The sequence below is a fragment of the Actinopolyspora mzabensis genome (assembly GCF_900101095.1).
GTDB classification, from domain to species: domain Bacteria; phylum Actinomycetota; class Actinomycetes; order Mycobacteriales; family Pseudonocardiaceae; genus Actinopolyspora; species Actinopolyspora mzabensis.
This window is the reverse complement of the sequence record NZ_FNFM01000002.1, coordinates 524,825-550,052: the sequence shown is the minus strand read 5'-3', so window position 1 is coordinate 550,052 and position 25,228 is coordinate 524,825. Positions and strand designations below refer to the sequence as shown.

The 25,228-nt window shown below is 65.6% G+C and carries 22 protein-coding genes, 1 tRNA gene and 2 pseudogenes; 10 read left to right on the top strand and 15 right to left on the bottom strand.

Annotated features, from left to right (window positions below):
- The 4 genes from BLR41_RS05145 to BLR41_RS22375 all read left to right on the top strand — a co-directional run.
- On the top strand, positions 1-398 hold a 398-nt coding region (locus BLR41_RS05145; protein WP_092626858.1), incomplete at its 5' end, for a DUF3558 domain-containing protein.
- A 567-nt stretch (positions 399-965) separates the two neighbouring features.
- Positions 966-2,165 carry a glycosyltransferase 87 family protein gene (locus BLR41_RS05140; RefSeq protein WP_143012999.1) on the top strand — a complete coding sequence of 400 codons (1,200 nt, stop codon included), beginning with the start codon at positions 966-968 and terminating at the stop codon, positions 2,163-2,165.
- Between the two features lie 161 nt (positions 2,166-2,326).
- On the top strand, positions 2,327-3,370 hold the full coding sequence (locus BLR41_RS05135; RefSeq protein WP_092626781.1) for a S66 family peptidase: 1,044 nt from the start codon (positions 2,327-2,329) through the stop codon (positions 3,368-3,370).
- Between the two features lie 241 nt (positions 3,371-3,611).
- On the top strand, positions 3,612-3,929 hold the full coding sequence (locus tag BLR41_RS22375; RefSeq protein WP_143012998.1) for a hypothetical protein: 318 nt from the start codon (positions 3,612-3,614) through the stop codon (positions 3,927-3,929).
- A gap of 470 nt (positions 3,930-4,399) precedes the next feature.
- Here the strand turns inward: BLR41_RS22375 and BLR41_RS23330 are convergent.
- From BLR41_RS23330 to BLR41_RS23780, 4 genes and pseudogenes are all read right to left on the bottom strand, one after another.
- A pseudogene (locus BLR41_RS23330) lies at positions 4,400-4,699 on the bottom strand (DUF1330 domain-containing protein).
- Positions 4,700-5,138: 439 nt separating this feature from the next.
- Entirely contained in the window at positions 5,139-5,894 is a 756-nt protein-coding gene (locus BLR41_RS22370; RefSeq protein ID WP_143012997.1) for a hypothetical protein, read from the bottom strand.
- The gene (locus BLR41_RS05120) at positions 5,869-6,330 is read right to left on the bottom strand and encodes a very short patch repair endonuclease (RefSeq protein ID WP_281240929.1); all 462 of its coding nucleotides are present in this window, start codon (positions 6,328-6,330) and stop codon (positions 5,869-5,871) included. Before BLR41_RS05120 ends, BLR41_RS22370 begins: the two co-directional genes overlap by 26 nt.
- A 2-nt stretch (positions 6,331-6,332) precedes the next feature.
- Entirely contained in the window at positions 6,333-7,559 is a 1,227-nt protein-coding gene (locus tag BLR41_RS23780; RefSeq protein ID WP_092626857.1) for a DNA (cytosine-5-)-methyltransferase, read from the bottom strand.
- Positions 7,560-7,665: 106 nt separating this feature from the next.
- Here BLR41_RS23780 and BLR41_RS05110 point away from each other — a divergent pair.
- Together BLR41_RS05110 and BLR41_RS05105 are read left to right on the top strand one after the other, a co-directional pair.
- Positions 7,666-8,904: pseudogene (locus tag BLR41_RS05110) on the top strand (helix-turn-helix domain-containing protein).
- 95 nt (positions 8,905-8,999) lie between these two features.
- Complete coding sequence (locus tag BLR41_RS05105; protein ID WP_176797821.1) at positions 9,000-9,458, top strand: flavoprotein; 459 nt, start codon at positions 9,000-9,002, stop codon at positions 9,456-9,458.
- Between the two features lie 30 nt (positions 9,459-9,488).
- On the opposite strand, the gene BLR41_RS05100 is transcribed toward BLR41_RS05105, so the two are convergent.
- The 3 genes from BLR41_RS05100 to BLR41_RS05090 form a co-directional block, all read right to left on the bottom strand.
- A complete protein-coding gene (locus BLR41_RS05100) occupies positions 9,489-9,881 on the bottom strand; it encodes an NUDIX hydrolase (protein ID WP_092626778.1) in 393 nt (130 codons plus the stop codon).
- Positions 9,882-9,945: 64 nt separating this feature from the next.
- The gene (locus BLR41_RS22745; protein WP_176797820.1) at positions 9,946-10,152 is read right to left on the bottom strand and encodes an HAD family hydrolase; all 207 of its coding nucleotides are present in this window, start codon (positions 10,150-10,152) and stop codon (positions 9,946-9,948) included.
- Between the two features lie 240 nt (positions 10,153-10,392).
- A tRNA-Gly gene (locus BLR41_RS05090) sits at positions 10,393-10,466 on the bottom strand.
- Between the two features lie 80 nt (positions 10,467-10,546).
- Between BLR41_RS05090 and dcd the strand changes: the two genes are divergently transcribed.
- A complete protein-coding gene (gene dcd / locus BLR41_RS05085) occupies positions 10,547-11,128 on the top strand; it encodes a dCTP deaminase (RefSeq protein WP_092626776.1) in 582 nt (193 codons plus the stop codon).
- Between the two features lie 208 nt (positions 11,129-11,336).
- Positions 11,337-12,743 carry a sugar porter family MFS transporter gene (locus tag BLR41_RS05080; protein ID WP_092626775.1) on the top strand — a complete coding sequence of 469 codons (1,407 nt, stop codon included), beginning with the start codon at positions 11,337-11,339 and terminating at the stop codon, positions 12,741-12,743.
- A 173-nt stretch (positions 12,744-12,916) separates the two neighbouring features.
- Here BLR41_RS05080 and BLR41_RS05075 read toward each other — a convergent pair whose 3' ends face one another.
- From BLR41_RS05075 to BLR41_RS05065, 3 genes are all read right to left on the bottom strand, one after another.
- Positions 12,917-13,945 carry a hypothetical protein gene (locus BLR41_RS05075; RefSeq protein WP_092626774.1) on the bottom strand — a complete coding sequence of 343 codons (1,029 nt, stop codon included), beginning with the start codon at positions 13,943-13,945 and terminating at the stop codon, positions 12,917-12,919.
- On the bottom strand, positions 13,938-14,510 hold the full coding sequence (locus BLR41_RS05070) for an RNA polymerase sigma factor (RefSeq protein WP_092626773.1): 573 nt from the start codon (positions 14,508-14,510) through the stop codon (positions 13,938-13,940). Before BLR41_RS05070 ends, BLR41_RS05075 begins: the two co-directional genes overlap by 8 nt.
- A 169-nt stretch (positions 14,511-14,679) precedes the next feature.
- Entirely contained in the window at positions 14,680-14,889 is a 210-nt protein-coding gene (locus tag BLR41_RS05065; protein WP_092626772.1) for a hypothetical protein, read from the bottom strand.
- A 162-nt stretch (positions 14,890-15,051) separates the two neighbouring features.
- Between BLR41_RS05065 and BLR41_RS05060 the strand changes: the two genes are divergently transcribed.
- Together BLR41_RS05060 and BLR41_RS05055 are read left to right on the top strand one after the other, a co-directional pair.
- Positions 15,052-15,885 (top strand): helix-turn-helix domain-containing protein, encoded by an 834-nt coding sequence (locus tag BLR41_RS05060; RefSeq protein WP_092602135.1) that lies wholly within the window; start codon positions 15,052-15,054, stop codon positions 15,883-15,885.
- Positions 15,886-15,894: 9 nt separating this feature from the next.
- Positions 15,895-16,089, top strand: a complete 195-nt coding sequence (locus tag BLR41_RS05055; protein WP_170837467.1) for a DUF397 domain-containing protein — start codon at positions 15,895-15,897, stop codon at positions 16,087-16,089.
- 80 nt (positions 16,090-16,169) lie between these two features.
- On the opposite strand, the gene BLR41_RS05050 is transcribed toward BLR41_RS05055, so the two are convergent.
- The 5 genes from BLR41_RS05050 to BLR41_RS05030 all read right to left on the bottom strand — a co-directional run bounded on the left by BLR41_RS05050 (position 16,170) and on the right by BLR41_RS05030 (position 25,115).
- On the bottom strand, positions 16,170-16,775 hold the full coding sequence (locus BLR41_RS05050; protein ID WP_092626771.1) for a Uma2 family endonuclease: 606 nt from the start codon (positions 16,773-16,775) through the stop codon (positions 16,170-16,172).
- 84 nt (positions 16,776-16,859) lie between these two features.
- Positions 16,860-18,335, bottom strand: a complete 1,476-nt coding sequence (locus BLR41_RS05045) for a TIGR02679 family protein (protein WP_092626770.1) — start codon at positions 18,333-18,335, stop codon at positions 16,860-16,862.
- Positions 18,332-22,372 (bottom strand): TIGR02680 family protein, encoded by a 4,041-nt coding sequence (locus BLR41_RS05040; protein WP_092626769.1) that lies wholly within the window; start codon positions 22,370-22,372, stop codon positions 18,332-18,334. Before BLR41_RS05040 ends, BLR41_RS05045 begins: the two co-directional genes overlap by 4 nt.
- Positions 22,369-23,604 carry a TIGR02678 family protein gene (locus tag BLR41_RS05035; RefSeq protein ID WP_092626768.1) on the bottom strand — a complete coding sequence of 412 codons (1,236 nt, stop codon included), beginning with the start codon at positions 23,602-23,604 and terminating at the stop codon, positions 22,369-22,371. The genes BLR41_RS05040 and BLR41_RS05035 overlap by 4 nt, the downstream gene beginning before the upstream one ends.
- Positions 23,601-25,115: a TIGR02677 family protein gene (locus tag BLR41_RS05030; RefSeq protein ID WP_092626856.1), complete on the bottom strand. Its 1,515-nt coding sequence runs from the start codon at positions 25,113-25,115 to the stop codon at positions 23,601-23,603. Before BLR41_RS05030 ends, BLR41_RS05035 begins: the two co-directional genes overlap by 4 nt.
- Positions 25,116-25,228 lie beyond the last annotated feature (113 nt).

The window sequence follows — 25,228 nt, the reverse complement described above, 5'->3', positions numbered from 1 at the left end:
AATCGGTGCAAGGGATGCGGATAGGCCAGGAATCGCAGAAACTTGGCTTTGCTCCCGGAATAGAGGCGGAAGGCAGTACCTGTTTCTACAGTATCGAGATCGGGAACAGGATATACGTCAACACGATAACGAACCAAGGGATCGATCGGTGGATTGATCCTTCTGATGAAGATGCGAGATCCGAGGAGGTTTCCCGGATCCAGGGTTTTCGTACGATCAAGGTGTGGTTCGACAGCAAGCGCCCGGATCCGGATCACAAGTGCAGGATCTACGTGGATGTGGCTGCTGGTCAGTCGCTGGAGGTCAGGGTTGAGCAGTCCTACAGCGACGAGGATCCGCCGACCTGCACCACGGCTCGTCGGTTCGCCGAGGCCGCGATGCGGACGCTCGCCAACTGAGTGCTGTTAAGAGGGTGTCTCATGCGAGGTGTTTTCGTAGCAGGTTAGGGGCGGCGGCGAAAGCGGGAAAGGCGGCGTAATGGTTGGCTGTGCTTTCGTAACGTTGGGTCAGGCGGCGGTATTCTGAGAGTAAAGCCAGGCTGCGTTCGATGATCCATCGGTGTTGGCCTAGCGTGTGGCGGGGTTCGATCTCGGTACGGGCTATGCGGAGTGTGATTTCTCGCTGCCAAATGCACCGTAACAGCGTGTCGTCGCAGCCTTTCTCGGCTTGCAGCTTGGCGGTTTCGTCTGCCAGGGTCCCCTCAAGATCTAAGACAGGCCGGAAAAGCAAAAATTTATTCATCTGGTGGTCGAATTATTTATGCCATAGCAGATTCCAAATAATGATCCCCGTGGTTCTCGGTGCTGTCCGGGATCGCTGAAAATTTTTCCCGTCGGGATGTGGGATAATTGGGGTGCTCGTGTTGAGCAACCGGCATCCACACTGCGAAAGTATATGACTTGAAGTTCGTGAGCACGGAAGAAGTCCCAACGGGAACCAACCGCGTCTCGTGGCTGTCGAATCACATGCCTGCGGTGGTAGCGGTCGCGCTCACCGCGTTCGCCGCTCCCACGTTGCTGCAGTGGATGTTGATCGGGACCCCCGTGTTGGGGGATTTCCTCGACGTGACCGTGTATCGAGCTGGTGGCGCCGCCCTGCTCAACGGTGAACCGCTGTACGAATCCGATCTGCCCGCGCTCACCGGGTCGTATCCGTTCACTTACCCGCCATTCGCGGCGATAATCTTCACTCCGCTGTCATTCGTGCCGACGTGGCTTTGCCGCGCCCTCGTCATACCAGCGCACATGCTCCTGCTCGTCACGGTGGTTCGCGAGCTCCTGCGGCACGCGAATGCCGCGAGCATTCGAGAACGTCGTCGAGCGACGGTTGCCGTCGTCGCATTGGTGTTCTTGGTGGAGCCGTTGACGTGGACGATGTGGCTCGGTCAGATCAATCTGTTGTTGTTGGCCCTCGTTCTCCTCGATCTTGTCGGCGAGCACCGGAGTTCTGGAGTTGCCGTCGGTATCGCGACGGGGATCAAACTCACGCCCGGGCTGTTCATCGTGTACCTAATGTGCACGCGGCGATTCGGCATGGCCGCTCGTGCGGCCGGAGCGACGGCGGCGACGATCGGGCTCGGGTTTCTGGTCGCCCCGCATGATTCGTTGCGTTACTGGTCGGGAGTTTTCGCCGACAACTCCAGGTTCGGTGCCACCGCCGGGCAGGGAAACCTGTCGATCAACGGTGCGGTAGCTCGAATGCTGGGGGATGGGGACCTTCGGGTGCTGTTGTGGCTCGTTCTGGCCGGTATCGCAGTCGTCGCCGGGCTGGCCGTGGCGACCGCGGTACACAACCGAGGCGAGGTCCTGCTCGGACTGACGTTGTGCGGGCTCACCACAACCGCTGTGTCGCCGTTCTCGTGGAGTCACCACTGGGTATGGCTCGGCCCTCTCACGATCCTGGCACTGCTGTACGCGCCGAAATCGGTGTGCGCTGTACTGGGAGTGCTGACTTTCGCGTGGCCGGTGCACATCATCCTGGGGCTCGAGAGCCACTTCCCTGTCCTCGGTATCAGTACGTTTCCGCCTTGGCACGGGTTCGAGATGGTTTACGGGAACGCCTACCTGATCACCTTCGTCGGTACCCTGATTTTCGTATCCGCAGGATGGTTTCTCCGGACGGAACCCGGCCGACAACTGCCGCGAACGAGCAGCCGATCTCGGTGACTTGTCCGCTGATGACCTCCCGGCTACCTCGTGTACCGGTGACAGTACGGCTGGATCGGTGAGGAAAGCGCACTCGGTCAAGGTTGATCGGCTCGTCCTGATGCGTACCCGCGTCACATCCAATGCCGAAACGAGGTGACAGTACTCCTAGAGTTGGTCACATGGCGTTCGCCCACCCCCGGAAGGCCCGGCCCGGCGACAGGATCGCTGTGCTGTCGCCGTCCTTCGCTGCTCCCGCGGTCGGTTCCGCCGTGCACGAGCAGGCATTGCGACGGCTGCGGAACATCGCGGGTCTCGTGCCCGTCGAGTTTCCGACCACTCGGAAGCTCGACGCCACCGCGCGCGAACGCGCGGCGGACCTCAACGCAGCCTTCGCCGATCCGGAGATCCGGGCGGTGCTGACCACGAGTGGTGGAGATGACCAGATCACGGTCGTGCCGCACCTGGACGCCGAACTCGTCGCCAACGATCCCAAACCCTTCCTCGGGTACAGCGACAACACGAACCTGCTGAATCGGCTCTGGACGCTCGGGGTGCCCGGCTACTACGGCGGCTCGACCCAGGTTCAGCTGGGGCCGGGACCGCACGTCGATCCGGTCCACGAGCGGTCGCTGCGGGCCGCCCTGCTCACCGGCGAACGCATCGAGCTCACCGAGCCGGGCGAGTCCGAGGACATCGGGCACGACTGGAACGATCCCCGCGCGCTCAGCGAATTCGGCGAACGCGAGGCCACCGAGCCCTGGACCTGGGCCGGTCCTGCCGAATCCCGCACCGGCAGGACGTGGGGCGGGTGCGTCGAGGTGCTGCAGTGGCTGCTCACGGCCGGGCGTTTTCCGGTTGATCCGGCCGTACTCGATGGCGGTGTGCTGCTTTTGGAGACGTCGGAGGAATTGATCCCCGCGCGGGAGTTCGGTTGGATCCTCCGTTCCCTCGGGGAACGCGGGATCCTGCGTGCGGTTGATGCGGTAGTCATCGCGAGGCCGCCGACCTCGAACTTCACCGTGCGTCCCACGGCCGAGCAGCGGCGGGAGAACCGAGCGGAGCAGCGCGACACCGCGATTTCCGTGGTGCACGCCTACAACCCGGACGCGGTCGTCGTGGTCGGCCCGCCCTTCGGGCACACCAGACCACAGTGGATCGTCCCCTACGGCGGCTTCATGACGGTCGACGGCGCGAACGGACGGCTGTTCGCCGATTACGGCTGAGCCGTATTCGGCACGTCAGAGAGGCAGTGTCTCTAGCTCCTTGGCTGGCGAGCCGATACTCGTGTCCGCGCATGGCTCCTGTCCTGCGGTGCGAGCTGATTTTCGGCAGCCGCCCTTGACCGTGGAGAACCATCCTTGATGGCCCGCGTGTGGCCCGGAAGCTCACCGCGAGCCTGGTCAGAATGGAACAGATCGTCGCGAATGGCACACAAGGTCATGCCTGGAAGCGCAGTATGGAGCCATGTCGTCTGGTGAGTCTCGCTGCGAGCGATGCGATCTGCCTGTCGGGCAGTGCGAACACACTCGGAAACCCAAGCCCGCTGGGCAGCCCGCGCCTGCTCTGATCCTCATCAGCCCGGCGGGGATGGCGCATATTCCCGGCTGCTTCCACAAGGGTGATGATCCCGATTACTCCGACTGGGGAGAGATCCGCGACGTGCCGCGTGCCTGGGAGCGCATCGGAAACGGCGATGTCATCGCCGCGAACGCCGGCGCCAACGTCGAACTCCGGGCGAATCAACGCTGCAAGGACTGCGACAACCGAGCCCGTCATCCGTAACGAGATCCCGGTTGGTGACCCGGTTGATGTGTGGCAAGGCTGTAGTCAGTGCGGTCCGCCCCGATCGTGCTCACGATGAACCGCACCAACCTGCTGCGGTTCAAGGAAACCGTCGACGTTGCGGTTTCCGAGCTCGCGGTGCGGCCGGAGTCCTCGGGCCTCGCGGACTGAAAGCCGCTTCCGGGGTAGCCGACCGACGAGCTTCGGCACGGAGCCGCCCTGCACCGGCACCCCGCTGCCGGAGGTCGCCAACTCTCCGCGCACGAAAAAGGCCCAGGCGGAACTCGGAAGTTCCTGGCCTGGGCCTTCACCGTTGGAGCGGGTGACGGGGGTCGAACCCGCGTTCTCAGCTTGGGAATCCGATACTAGCGTCCGCGCACGGCTCCTGACCTGCGGCGCAAGGTGGCCTGTGGTGACCGTCATTGACCGTGGTTGACCGCCCTTAATGGCCCGCGTGCGGCCCGACGTCCTCAGGCGGCGTCAGTGCCTTCGACGAACAGTAAACGCCTGTCCAGAGCCGTTCCTCGTACTTCGAGTGCCCGCGCGTACTCGGGCGAGTCGTACCACTCGTGAGCGCGCTGCATGGTCGGAAACTCGACGACGATGACGCGCCGTCCTTCGGATTAGTTTCCCTCGACAACGTTCGGTGAGGCACCGCGGACCAGGTAGCGCCCGCCGTACTGCTCGATTGAGCGCTTCGCCAGTGTTCGGTACTGATCGGCAAGTTGTTCGTCGAGTACCTCGACCTCGGAGATCACATACGCCGTCATGGGAGACAGCCTGTCAGTAACAGCAGGGTGCATGTGGTCGTTCGAGGTGATTCGTGTGTGGCGATCGCGCACTCAGCTGCTCTCAAAGCTTTGGGGCAAGGCTGTGGTCAGCGCGGCTCGCCCAGCGAGCCCCGATGTCCACAGGCGCGGCAGCGATCGCCGGGCTCAGCGGCACACGGCTGCGGCAGATACGGCGATCGACGCGGACGGACTGTGCGACAGGGGCCGACCGGAGGAGGTTGGCTCTGCTCCCCCGGTGTCTCGCTCGTCTTCGGTCGGCTGGCTTGCGCGCGAACGGCCGCCAGGCCGCACGCGCAAGCGCCATGCCAAGCCGTCCCGGAGCGCGCCGCCGCAGGCGGCGCGCCTTGATCCCGTAGAGCGCAATTCGGCAACTTGCTATAGTTGGCATAGCTTTACAGCTATTAGGACACCTGGTGCCCTATGCTGCAGGAGGAAAATCCCATGTACCGTGTACGATGCAACTTTCTCTCTGTATTTGACCGATGGTTACTTTGGCGTCGCTCCGGTCGATCCTGATTTCGAGGTCCGGAGTAATAGACCCGTACGGTAGTTTGATCTTGGGGCCATCCGCGTTGAACTCGGTGACCGGAACTTGAAATATAGGGTCGAACAGAGTCCCAGGAATCTCTACTAGTTCGTACCTGCTAACTGTTAGGTCATCATTTTTGAACCCGCGAAGCATGAATATTGATTTGACCTGGTAGCGAAACTCATGAAAGAGTTCTAATGTCTTGTCTCGCCTCCCCGAGGCCGTACGTTGATCTTGGATCCAAGCAGCTTCAGTCAGCTTTGATATATGCAAGTAATAATGACTGATGTTCTTGGCGGCCGTTGTTTTCAACGAGTAGTACGAATGGTCTACTGCTATGTCCCAGAAACGGTTAGTTGCAGACTCAGATTTTAGGGTATCGCTACCGGCTGCTTCGCACGCTGCAGCGAAGGCGTCTTCAAATGTTGTTCGAGTGAGGGGTGCAATGTTGACAGCATGATGAGCCTGAATCCGGCTCCTGAACTCTTCGAGCCAACTTGTCGTAACCAGCGATGATTCAGGATTAATCCCCTCAAATAGAGATCGCGTAAGTGCGTCGACATATTGTGATACACGATAAACTTGTGAAGTGTTGAGCGCATCAATCTTGTCGTGTAAGTCATCGCGCGCATTCTGTCCAGTCACAAGATACGTTTCTACCATAATGGTTAAGGTGTGTCACGAGCTGGTAGATTCGCTGTGCTGCCTCGGCAGGCTCCTCGTGTTCCCAAATTCGGACTACTGACCATCCGGCGTTCGACAGTTGATAGTCAGTTTCCTGATCCCTGTTCCTGTTTTTCAGTAGCTTCTCGGACCACCAGTCGGAGTTCGATTTTGGAAGCATTCCATGCGCTGGACAGAAATGCCAGAAGCAGCCGTCAACAAAGACTGCCAACTTGCACTTCGAAAATACGATATCAGCTTCTCGTCGGATACCGTGTATTGGACGTTGATGAAGACGGTAGCGAAGTCCTAGCGCGTGAAGATTTTTTCTTATTTTTAACTCGACCTGGGTGTGACGTGTTGCTTGCTTCCGCATCCTCTGCGAGACTTCTGATGAAGATGGGGATGGTTTTTTCATGGTCATTGTGTGTCCTCACTGTCACAATATAGAATATCTGACGGCCGTAGCGAAGTGCCTTCAAGTGCAAGATTTTCGGCGTCAGGTCGTTTTTCGCCGAGTATCCACGCTGCCAGCCAGGCGAGCTGGTAAGAGATCAACGGTGGAACAGCGTCACCTACATGCCTGTAGGCATTCGCAAGGCTTTGCTCCTGAAACCTGTAACCTTGGGGGAATCCTTGCAAGGTCGCCATTTCGCGCAAGGAGCAAAGTCGGTCCTGTTGAGGGTGGGAGTATCTGCCGTTACCCACGTGTGCGCACTCCCTTTTGATGGTTCTTGCGGGTTCGTCCCACCACATTCGACCGTAAACGTCGGGATGTGAGCCAACTTTGCCCAAATTGATGATTCGTCGATGTGCAGGGTTCAGGAGTTTTTCGGTCGTCGGGTTTCCTACAAGGTCGGCCCAGGATCCGCCGTCTTGAGGAATTGCTTTCATTCGACGAAAAGTTAACTCACTCCTGAATGATGGTGCAGTGTGCGCCGGGTCGTTATCATCTTGTTCCCCTGCCTCTAGCCAAGGGAGATGGGAAATTGCGTTTCGCACCGTGAGGGCCTTTGGGACAACACAGTAATTCCTCCAAAGGTCTTCTAGGGTCTTGATTTGGAGTGGTTTTCGTACGGCTACGACTAATGCTCGTTCCCGTATTTGTGGCAATCCAAAATTGTTCAAGAAATGTGTAGCTGCATGTGTCTCGTAGCCAGCCGCGTGTAGATCGGCTATTAGTGCGTTGAGATGATGACGTTGTCGTCCCATCGCGAGTTCGCGCGCATTTTCCATGAGTATGATACGCGGCTTTAATTCGTCGACGAAATCAGAGACTCGTCCCACTAGGGAATTACGGGGGTCATCATAGGTGTGGTTGGAGGCAGTTGTTCTGCTGAAACCTGTGCATGGAGGACATGCGCAAAGGACATCGAGCTGGCCTGGTTGTATGCCCCAAGACTCGCGTATGAAACGTGGGTTGACGTCCGCGAGGTCGACTTCTTGCGGCGTAAGGTTAATGTTTGTAGCGTAGGTCTGGTTACATGCGAGAGACCCGATGGCCGATGAGGGCTTGCCCATCTGAGCATCTGCGGCGCCGATTACTTGGAAATGATCATGCACCTTGAAGCCGTAGCTCATGCCTCCGGCCCCTGAGAACAGGTCGCCAACAGTAAACCTGTCTCGTGGTTGGATCTGCTCGGTCATGGTGTCAATATACTGGTAGGTCGAGGCCGTGGTCGTTGGCGGCACGGTGGCGTTGGAGTGCGTTGATTGGTCCTGGGTTGGTGACTCTGTTGGTATCCTCGATCGCGTGCATGGTGCTGGTGATGAGCTGAGCGTCGGGGAGCGCGTGGCGTTCTACCGGCGTCGGCGTGGGCTGTCGCAGGCGGTGCTTGCCGGGTTGATGGGCAAGTCCGAGGACTGGGTGAGCAAGGTCGAGCGGGGCGATCGGCAGGTCAACCGGATTGAGGTGCTCGTCGAACTCGCTCGGCAGCTTCGGGTCACGCTCAACGACCTGATGGGCGAGCCGGTCCTGTTCGAGGACGACGAGGACAACGACGACGTTCCCGCCATCCGTGACGCGCTCATGTCGCCGGAACGGCTCTCGCGCACGCTGTTCGGCGGTGCGATGCAACCGGAATACGTCGATCCCGAACCGGTCGCGCGCGTCGCCGAGGAAGCCTGGCACCAGTACCAGAACGGCAGCGTCGGTCACGTCGTCTGCGTGCTTCCCGGCCTGCTGAAATCCGCGCAACAGCTCGAACGCACCTCCTCCGGGCATCCCTCCTACTACCGCCGCGCACACGCCGTCTCGGCTCGGGTTCACCACCTGGCGGCCACCACACTGAGCAAGGTCGGTGAGTCCGACCTCTCCTGGATCGCCGCCGAACGGGCCATGCAGGCCGCCGACCGCTCCGAGGACCCGCTCGTGCTCGCCTCCGTCTCCCGCGCTGGCACCCACGCCCTGCTCGCGGTGGGGCGCTTCGACGACGCCTTGAGTCTCGGCGAAACAGCTGCCCGGTGGCTCACCCCGCAAGTCCGGGAGGCGGAACCGGAAGCCCTGAGCCTGTACGGGATGCTCTTCCTGCGCACGGCGGTCGCCGCCGCTCGTCGGCAGGACCGCCAAACCACCCGCGAACTGCTCGGCCAAGCCGACACAGCCGCGCGATGACTCGGTGTCGACGCGAACTACTGGCAAACCGGCTTCGGGCCGGCCAACGTCGAACTGCACCGGCTGTCCGCCTCGCTCGACCTCGGCGACGTGTCCAACGTGGTCGAACGGGGCGAATCCGTCCATCCCACGCACCTGCCGGTCGAACGTCAGGTCACGCACTCGATCGACCTTGCACGCGCTTTGAGCATGCTGGCGCGCGATGACGACGCCACCCGCGTGCTGCTCGACGCCGAGGCCAAGGCGCCCCAGTTGGTCACGCACAGCTCGATGGTGCGCGAAGTTGTGCGCACCATGTACCGTCATGCTCCGGTGACCAACGGATCGAAGTCTTCCCCGCTGCTGGGACTCGCCGAACGCTGCCGGGCGGTGCGATGAGTACGCCTACTCTCGGGCTGATCGGGTCCGCGGCCGGTGGACTGGAGAACATCCGAACTTCCTTGATCGAACCCGCGATCGCGCGCGGGCGGTAGGTGGCGGTGACGCTCACACCCACGGCAGGAACGTGGCTGGAGGACACCGGGGAGCGGGAACGGATCGAGGCCGCGACGGGGCTGCCGTGCCGGGTGGCTCCGAGGATGCCGCGTGAGGACAGTCCACACCCGCCGATCGACTGCTTCCTCGTCTGTCCCGCGAGCGCGAACACGGTCGCCAAGTTCGCGCTCGGGCTGGCCGACAACCAGGCACTGACAACCGTGTGCGAAGCGATCGGTACTCAGTCCGTGCCGATCGTGGTGTTCCCGAGGATCAACGCCGCGCACGCCCGGCAACCCGCCTGGGACTCCCACATCTCCGCCTTGGAGCGTGCGGGGGCGCACCTGCTGACCGGCGACGAGTACTGGCCGCTGCACGAACCGCGCGGCGCACATGCGGGCAAGGACCTCCCCTGGAGCAAGATTCTCGACGCTGTCGATGCTGTGAGCCGTGCGTGAGTTGGAACTCTCTCGTTCTAGCTGCGTTCGTCAGTCGAGTAGTGCTTGCTCGTAGAGGTGGTCGAAGATGAGTTGGTCGACCGGTGAGACATGTTCTCGGTCTTGGTAGGCCAGCCAGATGACCTCGGCGATCTCGCTGGAGGGCGTCAGCGTTCCCTCGTAGTCGGCTGCGTAGCAGGTCATTCGCACGGTGGTTCCGTCGGGATGTCCGTCTGCCTGTGCTTGGAAGGTGCCGACATGTGTCGTGCTGGCAGCAGTGATCGCGACAGCGAGTTCCTCACGGATCTCGCGAACCAGGGTGTCCGTGTCGGACTCGCCGGACTCCCGTTTCCCACCGGGAATGTAGTAGACGCTCTTGCCGTGTGACCGTGTACTGAGGATACGGCCGTTCTCAAGTCTGATCCATGCGATCTTGTCGATCATTGTGTGTTCCAGGCTTTCAAACGTCGTGTCCAACGGTGTGGGTGAACGCCATGCTGCTCGGCTACTACAGCTCACTCGTGATGAGTTCCAGTTGTTCGGCCACGGTGTCGGCTCCGGCGTTGGTGAGCTTCTCGAACTTGCCGGGCTTGTTCGCGTAGCCGATCGCACGGGCACCGAAAGCGTGTGCGGCCTTGATGTCGCTCGGTGAGTCCCCGATCAGCGTGCAGTCGGCGGGGCTGCTGGCTGGCGCGGGAACCCCGATCGTGCTCACGATGAACCGCACCAACCTGCTGCGGTTCAAGGAAACCGTCGACGCTGCGGTATCCGAGCTCGCGGTGCGGCCGGAGTCCTCGGCCCCCGCGGACTGAAAGCCGCTTCCGGGGTAGCCGACCGACGAGCTTCGGCACGGAGCCGCCCTGCACCGGCACCCCGCTGCCGGAGGTCGCCAACTCTCCGCGCACGAAAAAGGCCCAGGCGGAACTCGGAAGTTCCTGCCCTGGGCCTTCACCGTTGGAGCGGGTGACGGGGATCGAACCCGCGTTCTCAGCTTGGGAAGCTGATGTTCTGCCATTGAACTACACCCGCATCGCCCTCAACGCGACGTAATCAAGCCTAGCACGGCGGCCGACGGCGATGTTCACCCACCCACCCGATACGCTGTTTCCGTGTTGCTCAGTGACCGCGACCTGCGTAAAGAGCTCGACGAGGGCCGCCTCGAACTCGATCCGTTCGACGACACGCTGATTCAGCCGTCGAGCATCGACGTCCGGCTGGACCGGTTCTTCCGGGTCTTCGACAACTCCAAGTACACCCACATCGACCCCTCGCGGCAGCAGGACGACCTGACCTCGCTGGTCGAGCACTCCGACGACGACGCGTTCGTCCTCCATCCGGGCGAGTTCGTGCTCGGCTCCACCTACGAGACGGTCCGCCTCCCCGACGATCTCGCGGGCAGGCTGGAGGGCAAGTCCTCCCTGGGCAGACTCGGCCTGCTCACCCACTCCACCGCCGGGTTCATCGACCCCGGCTTCAGCGGGCACATCACGCTGGAGCTGTCCAACGTCGCGAACCTGCCCATCACCCTCTGGCCGGGTATGAAGATCGGCCAGCTCTGCCTGTTCCGCCTCTCCAGCCCGGCCGAACACCCCTACGGCAGCAAGGCGGCCGGTTCCCGCTACCAGGGCCAGCGCGGCCCCACGCCCTCGCGCGCGCATCTCAACTTCGGCAGGGTCGACACCAGCCGCTGATCACGATCGAGATCCATTCGTTACCGGGTCAGACGCAGCTCGCTTCGATTCAGAAACGAAACGCATCTGAACCCGTCACAGTGGCGAGCGTCACGCTGAATCGTGGAAGTCAAGTGGGCCGAATGTGACTTACGTTGTCGCGTAACCCGTCGTTAACGAGCGGTGTGCGACATGGCACATCGGCGATCGGGGGCTCAGGAGTACTTCGATGTCGGTAGATCAGACGAGAGGTCGTTCCACCGATCACCTTGCGCACGTGGTGATGATTGCCGGGGCAGCCGCCCTGGGAGGCTTCCTGTTCGGCTATGACACCTCGGTCATCAACGGTGCGGTGGGAGCCATCCAGGAGAACTTCGGCGTCGGCGCGGCACTGACCGGTGTCACCGTCGCCGCGGCGCTGCTCGGATCGGCACTCGGTGCGGCCATAGCCGGTGGCATAGCCGACCGGATCGGGCGCACCAGGGTGATGCAGGTGGCGGCCGTGCTGTTCATCATCAGTGCCATCGGTTCGGCGCTGCCCTTCACGGTCTGGGACCTCGCCTGGTGGCGAATAGTCGGTGGTGTCGCCGTCGGTATCGCCTCGATGATCGGCCCCGCTTACATCGCGGAGGTCGCGCCCGCCGCCTATCGCGGCAGGCTCGGTTCGCTACAACAACTCGCGATCGTGCTGGGGATCGCGGTTTCCCAGCTGGTCAACTACGCACTCGCCTCCTCGGCGGGCGGCAGTGCCTCGGCTCAGCTCGGCCCGCTGGACACCTGGCAGTGGATGCTGGCCGTCGAGGCCGTCCCCGCGTTGATCTACCTCGTGCTCGCCTCGGTCATCCCGGAATCCCCGCGATTCCTCGTCCGTGCGGGCAGGTTCGACCAGGCTCGTGGGGTGCTGCAGCGCATCGAGTCCGAGGACGCGGACACCAAGATCCAGGAGATCCGCGACGCCCTCGGCGGCGAGCGCAAGACCAGGCTCAGCGATCTGCGCGGCAAGTTCGGCGTGCTGCCCATCGTCTGGGTGGGTATGGCCATCGCCGCACTGCAGCAGTTCGTCGGCATCAACGTGATCTTCTACTACTCCTCCACGCTGTGGCAGTCCGTCGGCGTCGAGGAGAGCAACTCGCTGCTGCTGAGCCTGTTCACCTCCATCGTGAACATCGTCGGTACGATCGTGGCGATCGCGCTGGTCGACAAGATCGGCCGCAAGCCGCTGCTGGTCGTCGGCTCCCTGGGCATGAGCATCGCTCTCGCGCTGACCGGTTGGGCCTTCAGCTACGCCAACGTGGTCGACGGCGAGACGACGCTGCCCTTCGAGTGGGGTGCTCTCGCGCTGGTCTCGGCGAGTGCCTTCGTGTTCTTCTTCGCGGCATCCTGGGGTGTCGTGATGTGGGTGCTGCTGGGCGAGATGTTCCCGTCCCGCATCCGCGCCGCCGCGCTGGCCCTCGGCACGGCCACCAACTGGATCGCCAACTGGCTGGTCACGGTGACCTTCCCGAGCATGCAGGCCTGGAACCTGCCGGTCACCTACTTCATCTACGCGGCGTTCGCGCTGCTCTCGCTGTTCTTCGTGGTGCGCTACCTCAAGGAGACGAAGGGTCGTTCCCTGGAGGAGATGGGCACCAGCTGATCGAGGTCAGCCGTTCGTCCTACGGAGTACTCGGCCGGCGGGATCTCCCGCCGGCCTTCGCTCCGGTAGGGGCTGTTCGCTTCGGTGCATCACCGGGAGGGGCGTCGTGCCGCACGACGCCCCTCGCTTCGTGACTGTGGCCGGATTTCCGCGGGTGGATTCCGCGAGGCGGCTCAGCCCCGCGTGTTCGTCCGTCCGTACTCCTCGAAGACCACGTAACCGGTCAGTTCGCCCCGGCCCAGGTTGAGACTCTCGAACGAGCGCAACACCCCGGTCGCGCTGTCGAACAGCAGCACCTCGAAAACCTCGCCGACGGACGCCGAGCTGGTGAGTCCCACCGCGAACACCTGGTGACCGCGCACCTCGCTCTCACCCCGGAAGCGCACGCCCGGAGTGCGGGCGAGCACCCGCAGCAGCTCCGCGCGGACGTCGCGGGGAAGTAGCTCGTGCTTGAACAGCGATACGGCGCTCCGGAACACGTCTCGGGAATCGTTCCCCCGCACGTTCAGACACTCCGCGACCCTTTCTGCTCGTTCGGGAACGCACCGCGCCAGGTGAACACTGTTCGGGCCGATCCGCTTCTCGCTGGTCCTGCGATGTCCGGTCCAGCCGCTCTGCCGCTTCCAGAAGTTCCGGTCCGCGGTGGAACCGAACTCGGGTGGCTGTGGAACCGTTCGCGTTGTTCCCACGGCCGGTTCCCGCAACCAGGCCTCCCGCTGCCGCGGGTAGTGGGCGCAGTGCTCCACCTCCGAGGAACACAGCGATCCGGACCACTCGTGGGTACGGATGTAGCCGAACTCGCCCTCGGCGGTTTCGTAGGGGGCGGTCTGCAACCCGTCCGCCCTGTTGAGCAGCTCATTGGTGGCCGCTTGCCCGGAAACGTCCGTACCGAGTTCGGTTGCCTCGCGCACCGGCCCGACCTCGGGCGGGCTCTGCTCGGATACGGCGGTCGTGCCGCTCAGCAGCGGAACGCTGCCGAGCAGCGCGGCTGCCAGGATCGACGCCGCCACCACTACGAGACGGCGCTGTTTCCCGCCCCGGCGGGCGGGCGAGTCGGGCCACGGGACTTCGCTCCCGGCGTGCTCGCGCAGTTCCGCCCGCGCGATCAGATCCGCGGCGCTGGGCCGCTCCGAACCGGACTCGGTGTCTTTGCCCGGGTCGGAGCGGCCGACGAGCTCGCGGACGGTATCGACGTCACGCATGGGACTCCTCCAACGGTTCGACAGCTGCCGGGCAGGGAGCTGAAACGGCGTTCTCCCGCTCCGAATCGGGGTTTTCCAGGGATTTCGCCAGCCGTCGTCGCGCGCGGAACAGCCGAACCCGCGCCGTTCCGCGCGCGCAGCCCAGCACTCGGGCCGCGTCGCCGAGGTCGAGGCCCTCCCAACCCACCAGTCGGAGGACCTCCTGGTCGGTCTCGGAAAGCGCGTCCATCGCGCGGTGCACATCGACGTGCTGAGCCCCGCGAGCCGGGTCCTCCCGCCGGTCGCGCAGCACGTCGTCGGAGGGAAGGGCCATCGCTTCCGGTCTGGCCCTGACCGCGCGGCGGTCGTTGGCCAGTACGCGGCGTGCGATGCCGTACAGCCAGGGCAAACAGTGTTCCGGTGCCCGGGTGCGACGTCGCCAAGTGATCACGAAGACCTCCTGGGCGAGTTCCTCCGAGGTGCTCGGATCTCGCAGCCTGCGCAGTACGTATCGGCGGACGGCGTCGTAGTGCTCCTCGTAGACAGCGGTGAACCACGCGACTCCCCGTTGGTCGACAGACCCCACATCAATCCCGCCTAGTCGCTGGATGTCGTTTACGTCCCCATCCGTGTCGCGCGAGCCGTCGGCGTTACCGCCCGGCGTCGATTTCTCGCGAAATCCTCGTTGTAATGGGGTGGCGCTGCGCTGCCCGGGCGTAAATTTCTCGCGAAATCGCCGGGCGGCGGGGTGGGAGTCACGGCCGGTAGAGCACCAGGTCGAACAGCGGGCCGAACCGTTCGGCCGCGCGATCGGCGTTCTCGAACACCGCGAACTGGCTGCGACCGCCTTCCTGCCAGTACAGGATCGCGCCCTCGGCGGTTTCCATTCCCCACAGCAGCACCGAGTCCGGGTCGGGCGCGCCGGTGTCGTCCTGCCGAGCGAGGCCGAAAACGTTCGGAATCACGTGAACCTCCTAGAAAGTCAGCCGTTTCACCGAGCACTGTCCGAACGGGAATCGCCCACCGGGAGGCCGTGCATCGGGATCACCGGATGCGGGAATCCCGATCACGGATTCCCGCTGGGAGCATGGTGTGGGTCACGACCGTTGTCGGGGAGGTCTTTTGCGGTGGTTCGCACCAGCCCCACGTTTCGGCGCCGCAGGCTCGCACGCAGGATCCGGTATCTGCGGGAGCGGGCCGGGCTGACCCAGGAGCACGCGGCCTGCGAGCTGGACATGTCCACCAGCGCGCTGAGCCGCAAGGAGAACGGCGATGTGATCACCTCGGTGCACGAGGCCAGATCCATGATGGACCTCTACGACATCCGGGACCCCGAACTGCTGGACCTGGCCAGAGCCGCCAGGGAACGCGGCTGGTGGCGGGCCTACGGCGTGGAGGATCGCGGCTACGTGGACCTGGAGACCGAGGCGTGCTTCGTTCGGGACTTTCAGGTGACGACTGTGCCCGGTTTGTTGCAGACTGAGGACTACGCGCGAGCGCTTTTCCAGAGTGGCCGCATCGGCGCATCACCGGAGCAGATCCGCAACGATCTCGCTGTTCGAATGATTCGGCGCCAACGTTTGACTGATGTCGAAAATCCGCTCGAACTCCGTGCTGTGGTGGACGAAGCAGCTCTCTGGCGGACTGTCGGGGAACGGAGAGTGATGTACGAACAGGTGGTTCACCTTGCCGAATGCGCGGAGATGCCCACTGTCGAGTTGCAGGTTCTGCCGCTGGGAAGCGGTGCACACTGTGCGATGAACGGTGCGTTCACGCTTCTGGAGTTCGCCGAACCGGCCGATCCGGAAGTGCTCTACGTCGAGTACCCGACGGGCTCGCTGCACGTGGAGAAGGCGTCCGAGGTCAGGGCCGGTAGACTCCTGTTTGAGGATCTACGGTCGAGCGCACTAGACTTCCAAGAGTCCGTGAAGCTGATCAAGAAAGTCGCTGAGAAGCTGTGAGGAGGCGCCATGTCGACGGTGGACGTCTCCAACGATGGATGGCGGAAGAGTAGTCGCAGCGGCAACAACGGTGCCGGGGGGAACTGCGTCGAGGTCGCCTTCGCGGGGCCCGCCGTGGCGGTGCGGGACTCCAAGGTGCCGGACGGCGCGGTGCTCGCCTTCGACCAGCGTGCCTGGGCGTCCTTCCTCGCTAGCCTGCGCTGAGAACCGAATTGGTGGGAACCGCTGCGCTGAGAACCGCAACGGCGACGGGTTCGCGACGACGGATTCTTCCGGTCGCCGCCTCAGTCCTCCAGTAGTTCGGCGGGGTCGAACCGGAGCGGGAACGGCTCCCGCGTCTCGAAGGTGTCGCCCGCCAGCGCCTTGGCGTGCACCTTGTAGGCACCGTTCTCACCGAGCCGCAGCAGTACGACCTCGGCGTGCTTCTTGGCGTAGGAGACCTCCACGCGCATGAAGTACGCGATGCCCGCCTCGGCGCACATGGCGGGTTTGTCGATCCGGTCGGCCACGCGGCTGAACGGCGAGACGCACTCGCCGAGGAGCAGCGCCCGGGTGGCGGGTATCCATACTCCTCCACGCGCCGGTTCGCGCAGCACCGCGAAATCGGGCTGGATCCAGCGATTGATGCCCAGCTGAACGTTCAGCGTCGGATAAACTCGGCACCCCAATCCTCTGGCCGGGGGTTCCATGAGGGTAAGCATTCGGTAAGTGGCGTATGTGTTGGCCGAACCCCCGTAAGGGCTCACGATCAGGTGTCCGTCCTGGCACTCGTACTTCACCGGTGGCATTCCGGGAATCGGCAGGTACCGGTCGGCGAGATCGGGGGTCCAGACGCCGCGCAGCTCGACGAGTAGGTCGAACGCGCCGGTGTCGTGGGCAGGTGCAGCCACAGGTATCACCCCTTCGGCCACCACGGCACTCATACCCCGAGCCTGCCGCGAGCGGTCGACGGTGTGGGATGTCGCGACGATCTTTCACTCCATCGGGGAGGACGGCGGCGACGCGGCTTTTCCTGCCAGCTCGTCCAGCAGCGTCTCGGCCACCCGCTCCTCGGGGGCGGCCACCCCGTGCTCCCGCACGGCCGCCGCGAGCTCGGGATCCCACGGGGTGTCCGGCACGGAGCCGGTGGCCGGTCCACCGCGTCGTGATCCGGCCGCGGCTGATCCGGTCCCGTCCGATGCGGCACCCTCCGAACCAGCGCCGTCAGATCCAGCCCCGTCAGATCCAGCCCCCTCCGAGTCTGCCCTGCCCGATCCCGCGAGGGCAGCCAGGTAGTCGGCCGCGGTCATCCGCCACGGCCGCACGCCCACCCGCTCCACGAGGTGTCCGATGATTCGCAACCCCTCGCCGTCGAAATCCCCGTGGTAGCGGGCAAGCACCCCGTGCGCGGCGAGTTCCCGCAGCAGCAGGATCGCCGCGCTGTTCGGCCACCCCGACACGCACACCATGGGCGGGCAGCACGAACCGAACCGCCGCAGCGCCAACGTCAGCACCGCCGGATTCTCCACCACGTACACCTCGGTCACGCCCTCGGCCGGTACGATCCCGCCATCCTGGGCACCGCCACCATGAAATCCGCCCCCTTGGTCACCGGCGCGCAACTGCGCCAGGGTCAGCGCGACTGCGCAGCCGTCCTCGCGCCCCACCCGCAGCATCCGGGCGGCGGTCCCGTGCCCACCGAGCAGCGGGCCCGCCACCAGCACCGTCGCGGAGAGCTCGTCCTCGGCCACCCCGGCGCGCTCCCACAGCTCCCGGCGCTGCTCGGCGTACTCCGGCACCGGGACGCCGTGCAGCACGGCCAGCGCACGCAGCACGAGTCCCGCCATCCGCGTGTCGGCGTCCAGCGCGTGCGGATCGCGCAGCTCCCGCTCCGCCAGCACCGGCAGCGGAAGCCCCGCGCCGGAAAGCCCGGACTCGGGCAGCCCACCCTCGGGAAGCCCTGCCAGCACCCGCAGCGCGTCGCCGAGCAGCTCGCGGGTCCGGGAGACCGAACCGTCCACGAGTCCGCCGCGCCGGACCTGCGCCACCCACTCGGCAAGCTCCGGGCGTGCCGCCACCACTTCGTGCTCGGCCAGCCACCGCCACAGCTCGGTCACCTCGTCGGTGTGCCGCTTCCGCCGCGCCGCCTGGTCGTCCAGCGGGCCGACCAGCTCGGCGACCACCGCCCGGCTGTCCCGGCCGCACACCTCCCGCAGGGCCGCGTCGAGCTCGGCCAGCGCGATCCGCTCGTACTCCCCCGGCAGCCGAGTCCTTCCCAGCAGGTCGGCCAGCCGGGAGCGCTGCGCCTCGTCCAGCGGCCCCACCCGGACCCCGCGCACGGTGCGGCCGGAGGACAGCCGTTCGTGCACCGCGCGCCAGAGCGGCGTCAGCTCGGCGTCGCGCAGCGAGTCCGGAAGACGCTCCCGCGGGGAATCCGGCGGACCCGTCCGTGGTGAATCCGGGAGGCTCATTCGCGCCACCCTTCGCCGTCCCACACGAACCGGGTGGTGGTGACCGCGTCGTCGCCGTCGCCGGTGGTCAGCGCGTGGATCGCGATGCCGTCCAACTCCCGGTACGTCCCCCACTCGTGGTCCGAGGTCAGCATCAGGTCCAGGTCCAGCGAGTTCAGCAGCTCGAACACCTGCCCCCGGTTGGCGCTGTCCACACCGACGAACACCTCGTCGAGCAGGATCAGCCGGGGTGCTCCGGTCATCGACTCGTAGTGCGCCGCGATGGCGGCGAACAGCGGCAGGTGCAGCGCGATGGCCTTCTCCCCGCCGGAGAGCGCCCCGTGCAGCTTCTTGGTCAGCAGTTCCCAGCCGCGGTCCCGTCCCCGGTCGATCCTGACGTCGAACCGGTGCCACTGGGTGTAGTCGAAGACCTCGCGCAGCTGCTCCTCCCAGGACGTGGCGGTGTTGTTGGTCTTGGCGTCCTCGATGCGTTCCCGGAAGAACCGGTGCAGCGACTCACGGTCCTGTTCGGACAGCCGTACCGGGTCCTTGAGCAGCAGGTCCCGCGCCGCCTGCGTGCCCGCGGGAAGGTCCCGCCCCACCTGCCACACCAGCCGCACCGCCACGTCGGATGCGGTGCGCACCCGTTCCAGGCGGTCGTTCATCGCGTCCACCAGCTCGTTGGCGCTCCTGATCCGCTCCGCCAGGTGCCTGCGCACGTCACCGGTCAGCGTCTTGTCGAACAGCTCGTGCTCGTGTTCGGTGATGTCGGTGCGCTGCCGCTCGTGCTCCTCGCGCAGCGACTCCAGCAGCCGCGTCGCACCCAGCCGGACGCCGTTCATCGTCGCCACGAACACGTGGACGTCCTCGTCCAGTTCCAGCGCCACGGCGGCGTGCTCGGCCAGTGCCTCCCGGTAGCCGTGCAGGGTCTCGTTGAGCCGGTCCAGCGAGTCGTTGATGTTCTTCGTCGTGTGCGGCGTGTTGGGCCACTTCTCGGTGACCGACCGGGCCGCCTCCAGGTTCGTCCGGATCGCGTTCGAGCTCGCGTCCAGCTCGATCCCGGCGTCGCCAGGGATGCTCGTCCCGGCGATCCGCCGGAACCGTTCGAGCCTGTCGTCGCGCAGCCCCACAGCGCGCTCGTGGTCCTGCGCGGTGGACACCCGCGAGCTCTCCAGCGATCCGATCCGGCCCGCGAGCTCCTGCAGCTGTTCGTTCAACGACTCCGAGTCGTTCTGGGCCTGCCGCAGCCTGCCCCGGACGTCCTCCAGCGCACGCAGGATCTCGCTCTGTTCGGTGCCGAGCGCGCGTTCCCTGGCACGCAGTTTCGTGGCTAGCGCCGCCGCGCGCTGCTCGGCACGCTCGGCCTCGGCCTCGCGCTGTCGCGCGACGGTGAGCGAGCGTTCGGCCTGTTCCGCCCTGTCCCGTGCGGTGTGTTCGGCCGTGGTGGCGTCGCGCATCGCGTCGATCCAGGTTTCCCCGGCCCGTTCGAACCCCTCCAGCGCGTTCTCGAACTCCCGGAGCGCGGTTCGTTCCCTCGGCAATCCGTACTCGTCGGCCTTGGCCGCCAGCGAGTTCCGGGTCCGTTCGACCGCTTCGGCGGACTCGGTGACCTGACGCTCGCCGCGACCCACGGCGTCCTGCCGTACGGCCACCGTCGCGGTGGCCGTGTCGAGCTCACCGCGTGCGGTGTCGACCTCCTCGGCGGACGGCAGCGAGTCCCGCTCGGCGCGCAGTCGTTCGCGGCGCCGTTCCAGCCCGTCCAGGGTTTCGTCGATTTCGGACAGTGACTCGTCCAGCACGGTCACCAGCTCCGAAAGCTCCGCGATCCGCCGTTCGCGGGCTCGCTCCCGTGCCGTCGTGCCGATGTGGGCCACCGCCGGTTTCGCCCAGCTCCCGGTCGCCGGGCCGAGTCGCCAGTGCCCGTCCGCTCCGATCGCCACCGGGTGCTCGGCGGGCAGCCGCTCGTCGAAGGCGATCGCGGCGAGTATCCGCTCCAGCCGCCGCGCGGGCACCGCGTGTTCGGGTTCCGGACGCAGCACCTCGGCGAGCGTTCGTCCGCCTGCGGGTTCGACGGATTCGGCTGTCAGGAACGTGTCGTGGCCGTCTGGGGTGAGCTCGCCCGCCGGGGTGACCCAGGCGTCTAGCAGGCCGCTCGCCTGCAGCGCCGCCTCGACGCCCGCTCGGGTCGCCTCGTCGGTGCGCTCGGCGAAGTCCACCAGTTTCCACAGCGGCGCACCGGGCAGTGTCGAACGGTCCGCGTCGCGGGTGGCCGGTGCGGTCGGCGGCAGGTCGGTCTCGTGTCGGAGCCGTTCGATCTCCGCCACGTGCGCGTCGCGGCGTTCGGCCAGGTGGTCGCGGCCCGCACGTGTCTCGGTTCGTTCGGTGGTGAGCGCTTCGGCGGCCGGTTCGGCGGCGTCCCACACCAGCCGTTGCACCGTGGAGTGGTCCGCCGCCGCTTCCGCGAGTTCCTCGACGTCGTCGATCCGCAGCTCGACGTTGGCCTCGGCCCAGTCCCGCAGCCGCTGTGACTGTTGCCGCACCGCTGCGGCGTGGGCCTGCTCGGCCGCGTCGCGGCGTTCGGTGGCCTCGGCCAGCTCGGTTCGTGCCTGTTCGGTCCGTTGTTCGGCCTGCTCGTGGTCCCGGAGCGCCGTCTCGTGGGTGCGCAGCGCGGTGTGCAGCTCGTCGAGCGCCTTGCGTTTGCCGTCGAGCGCCGCGCGCAGCAGTGCCCGCGCGTGTTTCGAGTCGTGCTCGGATCCGGCCATTTCCCGGTGGGTGGCCGACATGCCGAGTCGCCGCGCCGACTGCCCGGCCGCCTCGGCTGCTTCCCGCCGTTCGCCCTCCGCCCGGCGGGCGTTCTCGGCCGCCTCGACCGAACTCCGCTCGTTCTCCTCGGCCCGCGACCGGGCGTCGGTGGCCTTGTCCCGCAGTTCTGTCGCGTCGCTGTGCGCGTTCTCGCTGTCGGTCGCGAGTTCGCTCAGCTCGCTGTTGCGGTTGTTGAGCCCGTCGAACTCCTCCCGCAGGTTCGTGATCGTGCCGTCGGTCTCGCTCTTGCGCTGCCTTAACCGCTCGCGTTCGGTGAGCGAGTCGTCGTACTCCCGCTGGGTTTCGCGGGCGATGCCGCTCGTCCTGTCCACCTCGGAATTGGCCGAGGTCAGTTCGGTGGCGGCGTTGTAGAGCACGCGCCGTGCGTACTGTCGCTGTCGTTCGGCGAGTTTCTCGGCCGCCTCGACCTCCGTTTCGAGCCTGCCGATCCGTTCTCGTTGTCGGTCCAGCCGTTCGAAGCCGTCCGCGAGCTCGCTGATCTCGGCGTCACCGAGCGGTGGTAGCGCGTTGGACAGCAGTTTGGACAGGAAGTTCGGGTCGAGCCGCTCGGAGAGCTTCGGGGTGCGAAGCTGCAGCAACGCGCTGATCAGCGACTCGTAGCGCTGTTGCCCGATGCCACCGAAGAGCCTGGAGCGCAGCTCGGTGCGGTAGTCAGCCGGACTCTGGTGCACCTGCCCGGAATCCCCGAGTGCTTCGCCCAGGGCGGCCTGGGACAGCGGCTGACCGGAGTCGTTGAGCAGCGACAGGGTTTCCGCCACCTCGCCCGCTGTTTCCGCCACGTCGTGCACGGGAGAGTCAGGGGTGTGTATCCGGCGGGTGGTGGTGAAGTAGGCGGTGGTCACGTTGCTGGTGCGGCTGCTGGCCTGCAGTCGGGCGCCGCAGCAGAACCACTCCGTGCCCTCCTCGGTCTCGCGGGTGAACTCCAGCCAGACGTAGCCGACCCGCGTGGTTCCGCCGGCTCCCTCGCCCATCAGGTTCCAGTGCATGCCCCGGTCGGAGCCGAACGTGGACAACCGCCTCGGGGTGAGTCGCGCGTCGAACAGGAACGGCAGCAGCAGTTCCAGGGCCTTGGACTTGCCGGTTCCGTTGGGCCCGCGCAGCAGCAGCCTGCCGCGGTGGAACCGGAAGGTCTCCCCGTAGTAGCGCCAGATGTTGACGATGCCCGCCCGGTTCGGCTGCCAGCGGTTCCGCGAGGTGTCGGCGCTGTTCCGCGTCGGCAGCTCGGTGACGCTCATTCGTGGGTTCCTTCCGAGGGAGCCGAGACTTTCACGCCGTCGAGGCGGTAGCGGGCGGCGGCCGGTCGGGGAACGACCCTGTCCTCGTGCCGAACGACCAGGTCGAAGTCGGCCAGTATCCGCAGCGCGTCGCCGACCAGGCGGGAGGTGCCGTCCTCGGAGCGGTAGGACTTCGCCCAGCGGGGTTCGCGGGCCAGCATCTCCGCCGTGGCTTCGTGCAGCCGCTGTGTCGTCACGCCCTCCGGGTGAGCGTTGAGCTCGTCCAGCAACCGCAGCGCGGCGATCTTGGCGTTGCCCGAGTCGTCCGGGAAAGTGCTGTCGGTGGCGATCTGCTCCCGATCCACCAGCAGCACACCCTCCGCCCGTTCCTCCAGGACGAACCCCGCCTCCTCGGCGGCCTTGCGGATCAGCTGGCGACCGGCCTGCGAACCGGCGTAGCCGCGCTGCTGCTCGCTCAGGTCCTTCCAGTACACCACTGGATCGTCGAACAGCCTGCGCAGCACGGAGTGCCGTGCCCAGAGGTTCCGCTGGTTCCGCGAGGAGTGCTCGGCGGTGGTCCCGTAACGCGGATCGGTCGAGATCGTCCCGATCAGTTCGTCGGGGTCCGTGTAGTCGGTTTCCGCGTCGTCGATCCGGGAAGGACCGGTCACCGTGCTGAGCAGCCGCATCAGCAGGGTCGAGTCCACCCGGTAGAGCACCTGGGCCAGCTCGGTCTCGACGAAATTCTCGGTGCTGCCGTCCACCGTGACCAGCACCGTGTACGACTCCAGCAGCCGAAGTACGTCCACATAGGCCATTCGTTCCGAGCGGATCGAGGTGTCGAAGGTGGGCACCACGGGATCGTTCCCGGTGCTGTGGCGGACCCGCTCGGCGAGCATCCCGATGGTGGTGGTGGGAGTGGCCAGCAGCTCGGCCGCCACTACGCACAGCAGCGCGTAGCGGCGGCGGTCGAACGGTGCCCTGCCCGAACGGAGTCTGCGGGCAGGTCTGCTCGCGTCCACGTCGCCGCGGCTCTTGTGCAGCCGGGCGTAGCCCGCTCGGGGCATGACGGTCAGCGTCCAGCCGCAGTAGTAGTCGAACCAGGAGCGAAGTGCCTCGTGACGACGCCTGGCCGTGTCGAAGTCCTTCGGGGAGTCCTGTTTGGTCAGCAGCGGATTCGCCAGCAGCACCCTGATGCAGCGCGCCAGTTCCTCGCGCTCGGTGACCACGAGCTGGTTGTTGAGATTGCTCAACTCGCCTCCCGGGCGGGCTCTTCGAGATCACGACCCACGATGCGGATGTCGACCGCGAAGTCGGGGCCGGTGAACGTGCCGTGCGGGGTGCGCAGCGTTGTTTCGCCCCGGTCGTCGGGATCGCGCAGTTCGATCTCGGCACGGCCGTCCGGGGTACTCGCCCGGCGCGCCCCGGACTCGTCCCGCCCGGCGGCCAGTGCTCTGCCCAGCAGTTCGAGAAGTCGTTGGAACACCGTGTGGTCCAGCTCGGCGAAGTCGGACAGCCGTGCCCGCCCGTCGGTGGCCAACCGTTGCCAGGCGGCTTCGAGCTGGGCGCGCTCGGCACGCGCCAGTTCCGCGCGTTGCCGTTTGAGTTCGGCGACGTCGCGGACCCTGCCGGTGCGGGCGAAGCTCTCCTTGCGTCCCCCGGTGCGCAGCGTCGCCGAAATCCCCACCGCCGGTGCGTCGGCCCACGATGTGGAGGGGGCGATGACCTCCGGGTCCTCGTGGATCAGCTGGGCGTGCCGCGCCGATCCCAGGCCGAACGCGGCGGCGAACAGGCGGTGCAGCTCGTCCTCGTCGGGTGCTCGGGTGAACCAGCGGGCCAGTTCCCGGAAATCGGAGGCCACGCTGGAGGAACGTTTCCGCGAATCGTCGATGCGTTCCAGTACCTGCAGCAGGGTGACGATCGCCTGCCGCGCCACGGTCAGCAGCTGCTCGGCGCGCGGCGCCGAGTCGTCCTCCGGGTGGAACCAGATCCGCAGTCCCTGCCAGCGGGTGGCGCGATGATCCAGCCACTCGGTGCGTCGTTCGTCGCCCGTTCCGGGGGGTAGTTCCGCGCCCCGCAGCGCACGCCGGTGCAGCTCCGCCACACCGCGATCCTCCACTTCGGTGATGCCGGAGGCGATGGCGTGGCAGCGCTGTTCGAGCTGGTCGCAGAACTCCTGCAGGTAGGCCACCGTGGCCGATTTGACCTCGTGGAACGTCGTGAGGTCCACACCCTCGGCGCGCAGCAGCCGCTGGAGTTCAGCGTTGAACTGCTTGGTGTTGTTGCGCAAGGCCTCCAGATGGCCCTCCAGTTCCTGCAGGCTGCTGAAGATCCTGCGGTCGGCGGAGGTCGGGTCGCGTAGCAACTCGTTCAGCTCGCCCAGCCGGTCGGCTATGGCGTCGAGCACCGCCGTCTGCAACGCGCCGCTGGAGGCGAGTGTCGCCATCGCGTGTTGTACTCCGGCGAAGGCGGCCTCACCGAGCTTGGTCAACGAGTACTGCAGGTTGCGGCGTTCGTACTCGGCGGCGGTGCGGTAGTTCTCGGCGTGGTTCTGGACGTTGTCCAACAGTCCCCAGTCGCCCAGCTGCTTCAGCGCGGCGTGCAGGTCCTCGTCGGAGAGCGCGTCGAACCAGCCCACCGAGCGCAGCCTTTCCCGCACCTCGTCGATGCTCAGCGCGGTTTCCAGCCGTTCGTTGGCCTCGCCGAAGGCGTGCAGGATCGCGGAGTAGAGCTCGGAGCGGTCACCGGTGGTGAACCTGAACATCTCGCTCGGGACGCGCAGCGGCTGCACGGCACCCCCCTTTTCCGGACCGCTGGAACCGTCTCGGGAAGCGGTCACCCGACGCCACCATAGGAGACGCTACCGACACCTCGGGT